This window comes from Streptomyces sp. FH025 (assembly GCF_017427025.1).
Taxonomy (GTDB): Bacteria; Actinomycetota; Actinomycetes; order Streptomycetales; family Streptomycetaceae; genus Kitasatospora.
In genome coordinates this window covers 1-5534 of sequence record NZ_JAFLNG010000528.1, presented here as the reverse complement: position 1 = coordinate 5534, position 5534 = coordinate 1, and the positions used below count along the sequence as shown (strand labels likewise).

The following is a 5534-nucleotide window of genomic DNA, read 5'->3' as shown; positions in this document are numbered from 1 at the left end:
CGTCTCGACCGGCGTGGGCAGCGCCGTCGGCGTCGGATCCGGTGTGGGCGCCGGGGCCGCCGACGGCGTCTCGGTCGCGGACGGGCTTACCGGGGCCACCGCCGGAACCGGGGTGTGCGCCGGCTCGGCCGGTTTGGGGCCGACGATCGCCCCGAGCCACACCAGGCTGCAGAACGCCGCCACCACGGTACTGGTGAGCTTGCGCCAGAGCGGCCGGGGCCAGGTCCAGGCGATCGGGAAGGCCGCGAGCGGGAAGACGAGGAAGCTGGCGGCATGCACCGCGCGGTGCTGCCACCAGGGGCGCCGCGGGGGAGCGGGCGGCAGCTGGGACGGCAGGGGCGGTGGCGGTGGCGGATACACGGAGGAGCTGCGTCCTTCTTGTGGTGGGTTCATGGTGGCCCGCTCACCGTATATGGATCGCATAAGAAGTTGATCGGGCGCGTCCGGAATCGAATCCGGACCGTGACCTCCGACTTCCCGCCCCCTCCGGCCCGTCAACTACCGGTTGGTAGCGGCCTGGTGTGGTTGTCGGATGATGCCTCCTGTGGAACAACTGATGCGTTGACGTCGCCTCAGGAGGACTCGGATGAGGGCTCTGACCCGTCTCGCGCCATCACTGTTACTCACCACCGCCCTGGTCTGGGCGAACGCCGGGCCGGCCGGTGCCGCCGCTCCGCCGCCGAAGGTGCCGGAGGCGGTGGGGTGGGGCGGAGCGGTGGCCACCGTCGACGCCGACGCGACCGCGGCCGGCATCGAGGTGCTGCGCAAGGGCGGCAACGCGGTGGACGCGGCGGTGGCCGCCGCCGCGGCGCTCGGGGTCACCGAGCCGTACTCCTCCGGGGTGGGCGGCGGCGGGTACTTCGTCTACTACGACCACGCCACCGGCCGGGTGCACACCATAGACGGCCGCGAGGTGGCGGGCCGCAGCGCCGACGCCTCTCTGTTCCTGGAGAACGGCAAGCCGCTCGCCTTCCCGGACGCCGTCACCAGCGGACTGTCCGTCGGCGTCCCCGGCACCCCGGCGACCTGGGACTCCGCGCTGCGCCAGTGGGGCACCCGCTCGCTCGCCCAGAACCTCGAACCCGCCGAGCGGATCGCCGAGAACGGCTTCGTCGTCGACGCGACCTTCCGCGGCCAGACCGCCGACAACTACGCCCGGTTCAAGGACTTCCCGGCCACCGCCAAGCTGTACCTGCCGAACGGCAAGCCCCCCGAGGTCGGCACCGTCCTGCGCAACCCCGATCTCGCCGCGACCTACCGCCTGCTCGGCAAGGACGGCGTGAAGGCCTTCTACCAGGGCGAGTTGGCCGGGGACATCGTCAACACCGTGCAGCACCCGCCGGTCGACCCGGCCTCCGGCCGCAACGCCCGCCCGGGGAAGGTCGACACCGAGGACCTGGCCGCCTACCAGGCCCGCCGTCAGGCGCCGACCCACGTCGCCTACCGCGACTACGACGTCTACTCGATGGCCCCCTCCAGCTCCGGCGGCACCACCGTCGGCGAGGCGCTGCACATCCTGGAGGACGGCGACCTCTCGTCGTACAGCGGCACGCAGTACTACCACCACTTCCTGGAGTCCTCCAGGATCGCCTTCGCGGACCGCAACCGCTGGGTCGGCGACCCGGCCTTCAGCGACGTCCCGACCAAGCAGCTGCTGTCCGAGCGCTACGCCGCCTCCCGGGCCTGCCTGATCAGCCCCGACCACGCCCTCACCAGCCCGCTCGCCCCTGGGGACCCGCGTCACCCGGCCGACTGCGCCTCCGCCGGCCCGGCCGTCGCCGAGCCGTACGAGGGCCCCAACACCACCCATCTGACGGTGGCGGACCGCTGGGGCAACATCGTCTCGTACACCCTCACCATCGAGCAGACCGGCGGCAGCGGGATCACCGTCCCCGGCCGGGGCTTCCTGCTCAACAACGAGCTGACCGACTTCGACTTCGCCCCGCTCACCCCGGGCGTCCCGGACCCCAACCTTCCCGGTCCGGGCAAGCGGCCGCGCTCCTCGATGTCCCCGACCATCGTGTTGCGCGACGGTGAGCCGCTGCTGGCCACCGGCAGCCCGGGTGGCGCGACGATCGTCACCACCACCCTCCAGGTGCTGCTCGGCCGGCTCGACCGCGGCCTGAGCCTGGAGCAGGCCATCGCCGCGCCGCGCGCCAGCCAGCGCAACAGCGCGGTGACCCAGGCCGAGCCGGGCTTCCTGGCGCTGCCCGAGCGAGCTGCGCTGGAGGGCCTCGGGCACCGCTTCGCCGACGGCGGCGAGATCGGCGCGGCCACCGGTGTCGAACGGCTGTCGGACGGCCGCTGGGTGGCCGCCGCCGAACCGGTGCGACGCGGGGGCGGCTCGGCCGCCGTGGTCCGGCCCGCAGGCTGATCCGATCGCGCGCCGGGGCGGCCCGACGTGTCGGTGCCGGGCGGTATGTTCGGGGTGGGTCTCCCTCGCGAGGGGCGGCCCACCTCCGTCCGTACCGAACCACCGGGAAGGCCGCCCGCCGTGACCGTCCGCATCGCCACCTGGAACATCAACTCCGTCACCGCGCGGCTGCCCAAGCTCCTGGAGTGGCTGGAGAGCGCCAAGCCCGACGTGCTCTGCCTCCAGGAGCTCAAGTGCGCGGCCGACGCCTTCCCGTACGAGGAGGTCCGCGAGCTCGGCTACGAGACGGCCGCGCACGGCACCGGCCGGTGGAACGGCGTCGCCATCGTCTCCCGGCTCGGCCTGGAGGACGTCGTCCGCGGCCTCCCCGGCCAGCCCGGCTACCTCGCCGACGGCGCCCTGCTGCCCGACGTCGAGCCGCGCGCCATCGCCGCCACCTGCGGCCCGGTCCGGGTCTGGTCGGTCTACGTGCCCAACGGCCGCGAGGTCGACCACCCGCACTACCGGTACAAGCTGGAGTGGCTGGAGGCGCTGCGCAAGGCCTCGGTCGAGGACGCGGCCGGCTCCCGCCCCTTCGCCGTCCTCGGGGACTTCAACATCGCCCCCACCGACGAGGACGTCTTCGACGTCGCCGCCTTCGAGGGCCTCACCCATGTCACCCCGGCCGAGCGCGCCACGCTGGAGGCGCTCGACGGGATCGGCCTGCACGACGTGGTGCCGCGCCCGCTCAAGTACGACCGCCCCTACACGTACTGGGACTACCGCCAGCTGGCCTTCCCGAAGAACCGGGGCATGCGGATCGACCTCACCTACGCCAACAAGCCCTTCGTCGACGCCGTCACGGACAGCTACGTCGACCGCGAGGCCCGCAAGGGCAAGGGCACCTCGGACCACGCGCCGGTCGTGGTTGATCTTGAGCTCTGAGTAATCATGACGGGGCCGGCGTCGCGCTGCGTGATGGATCGTCGCTCGAACGGTCCTGAGCGGTGGCTGGGCGCCGGGCGCCTGCCTACTGTCGGTGAGTGACCGGGTGCGGTTGTTCGACCACGTGGACTTGGGAGTCCTCGGCCGCGCCCGAGAATCCCGGAGGTTCCGGCATGCGCCCCATGCGTACGGCCGCCGCCGCCCTGATCGGCGCGACGGTGCTGACAGGTCTGACGGCCCCCCTCGCTTCCGCAAGGGACAGCGCGGCCTCGGTCAGCCCGTCCCAGGCCGCACCGGGCCAGACCGTGACGGTCACGGTCTCCTGCGAGAAGTCGGACAAGCCCGACGCCAAGACCATCACCGCGCACTCGGCCGCCTTCGACGGGGGCCCCGCGACCCTCACCCTGGGCTCCGACGGCAAGCACAGCGGCTCCGCCCGCCTGGCTTCCCAACACACCGGCGACAACAAGGTCGACGGCACCTGCCCGGACGGCGGCGCCTTCTCCACCGCCGTCAAGGTCGCCACCGTGGCGGCCGGAGGCGCCGACAGGGGCCCCGGCGACAGGGGCCCCGCTGACAAGGGTCTCGGCGACAAGGGTCTCGGCGACAAGGGCCCCGCTGACAAGGGTCTCGGGGACAAGGGCTTCGGCGACAAAGGCCTCGGGGACAAGGGCCTCGCCGACAAGGGCCTAGGGGAGTGGGGCAAGGCCGCGGGGGAGTGGGCCGGCTCGCTCGGCCAGTCCGGCGCCGGTAGCCAGCAGGTCGCCCCGCACGGTGCGGTGGAGACCGGTTTCGGCGGCTCCGTCGCGGCGGACCCGGGGGAACTGGCCGCGGGTCTCGCGCTGGTCGCGGGTGGCGTCGGCGGCTTCTGGCTGCTCCGGAGGCGCGGTGCCTGATGGCCCTCGCCCCCTCACCCCGCTCCATGCCGCCGGACCCCGTACGGGACCGGCGGCGCGGTGGTGCGTCAGACGGTCGCCGGCCCGCGCTCCTGTGTGAGTTCCGCCTCGCCCGCCGTCTCGCCCCCCGCCTCTCGCCGCGCTTCGTGCCGCAGGGTGCCGGTGGCCAGCAGGTACTGGGCGAGGACGTACGTCGCCATGATCCAGAACTGATGCCCCGGCAGCTCCCGCCACTTCGCCAGCTGGGTGGCGATCAGCGTGTCGGAGAGCAGGAACAGCGCCCCGCCCAGCCCGGTCCGCCAGCCCAGCCCGGCCGAGGTGACGGCCGTCGAGGCGAGCAGCAGGCTGTAGCCGGCCACCGGGACCTTCAGGTCCCCGAGGTCCGGCCAGAGCTGACTGACCATGGCCGCCCAGGCCGCCGCGTAGCCGGCCGCGACCAGCAGGGCCCGGCGCCGGTCGGTGAGCGCCCCGCGCTTGACGAACATCGTCACGTAGCAGATGTGCGCGGCCGCGAAGGAGCCCATGCCGGCCAGGAACGCGGTGTCGTCCTTCAGCTGCAGCAGGACGTCCCCGCCCGCGCTCGCCAGCAGCGCCGGGGCCAGCAGCTTGGGAGCCTCCCGCTCGGCGGTGGCCGCCGCCGCCACGCTGTGCGCGGCCAGCAGCGGCATCAGGGCCGGCTTGGTGGCGTTCTGCAGCACCGAGGCGCCGGACAGGATCGCGCCCAGGTGCGCCGCGGAGGTGGCCGCGAAGCCGCCGAGCAGGCCGGTGGCCGAACGCAGGCGCCCGCCGAGTCCGGTGCGGGTGGAAGTCGTACGGATGCTCATGCCGGGAGTGCCTCCGGGGTGCACGGTGGGGGGATCCACCGACCCTAAGGGAACCGGGCGGGCGGCGGAAGACCGGGTTACCGGTGCGTAACCCCGGCCCGGTACGGCGGATGACGGAACGGCCGGGTAGCGGAGGGCCGTCGGCCGATTCGAGGGCTCTTGCGGAGAGTTCCTCAGGAGAGTGGTTGCTGCCACCGGGTGAGCCGCTCACCGTCTAGTCTGGTCCCCGACATGGAGCAGCAGGAGTACGCGGTCGGCGCCACCCGGGTGGCCGTCGGCAGGCCGGACGGACGCAAGGGCGGGGCAGGACGGGGAACCGCCGACGCCGTCCTCGCCGTACGCGAAACCGCCTCCGCCGATGCCTCCGTCGATGCCTCCGTCGACGCCTCCGCCGACCCGGTGCCCGGGCTCGCCGCCGAGGGCGGTGCCGACGGTCCGCGGACCACCGCCGAGCACCTCTCGCCCGACCCGGGGCTGCTGCGGCTCGCCTATTGGTTCGCCGCCGCCGGCCCCGGT

Annotated in this window: 5 protein-coding genes and 1 pseudogene; 4 read left to right on the top strand and 2 right to left on the bottom strand. The window is 73.5% G+C overall.

Translation table 11 applies throughout. From position 1 onward, the window contains the following. Nucleotides 1–279 (bottom strand): annotated as a pseudogene (locus J0670_RS28545) (hypothetical protein); the annotation flags it as partial. A gap of 307 nt (nucleotides 280–586) precedes the next feature. Between J0670_RS28545 and ggt the strand changes: the two are divergent. The 3 genes from ggt to J0670_RS28530 all read left to right on the top strand — a co-directional run bounded on the left by ggt (nucleotide 587) and on the right by J0670_RS28530 (nucleotide 4194). After that, nucleotides 587–2374 carry a gamma-glutamyltransferase gene (gene ggt, locus J0670_RS28540; RefSeq protein ID WP_207814573.1) on the top strand — a complete coding sequence of 596 codons (1788 nt, stop codon included), beginning with the start codon at nucleotides 587–589 and terminating at the stop codon, nucleotides 2372–2374. A 120-nt stretch (nucleotides 2375–2494) separates the two neighbouring features. Then, nucleotides 2495–3298, top strand: coding sequence for an exodeoxyribonuclease III (locus tag J0670_RS28535; RefSeq protein WP_307806736.1), 804 nt, complete (start codon nucleotides 2495–2497; stop codon nucleotides 3296–3298). A 173-nt stretch (nucleotides 3299–3471) separates the two neighbouring features. Further along, nucleotides 3472–4194: a hypothetical protein gene (locus J0670_RS28530; protein WP_207814571.1), complete on the top strand. Its 723-nt coding sequence runs from the start codon at nucleotides 3472–3474 to the stop codon at nucleotides 4192–4194. Between the two features lie 68 nt (nucleotides 4195–4262). Here the strand turns inward: J0670_RS28530 and J0670_RS28525 are convergent, their stop codons facing one another. Continuing rightward, nucleotides 4263–5018, bottom strand: a complete 756-nt coding sequence (locus tag J0670_RS28525) for a lysoplasmalogenase (protein ID WP_243437650.1) — start codon at nucleotides 5016–5018, stop codon at nucleotides 4263–4265. Between the two features lie 231 nt (nucleotides 5019–5249). Between J0670_RS28525 and J0670_RS28520 the strand changes: the two genes are divergently transcribed. Continuing rightward, on the top strand, nucleotides 5250–5534 hold a 285-nt coding region (locus J0670_RS28520), incomplete at its 3' end, for a hypothetical protein (RefSeq protein WP_207814570.1).

Coding starts and splice junctions, on each gene's coding strand:
- ggt (WP_207814573.1), top strand. CDS start 587: ATGAGGGCTCTGACCCGTCTCGCGCCATCACTGTTACTCACCACCGCC.
- J0670_RS28530 (WP_207814571.1), top strand. CDS start 3,472: ATGCGCCCCATGCGTACGGCCGCCGCCGCCCTGATCGGCGCGACGGTG.
- J0670_RS28525 (WP_243437650.1), bottom strand. CDS start 5,018: ATGAGCATCCGTACGACTTCCACCCGCACCGGACTCGGCGGGCGCCTG.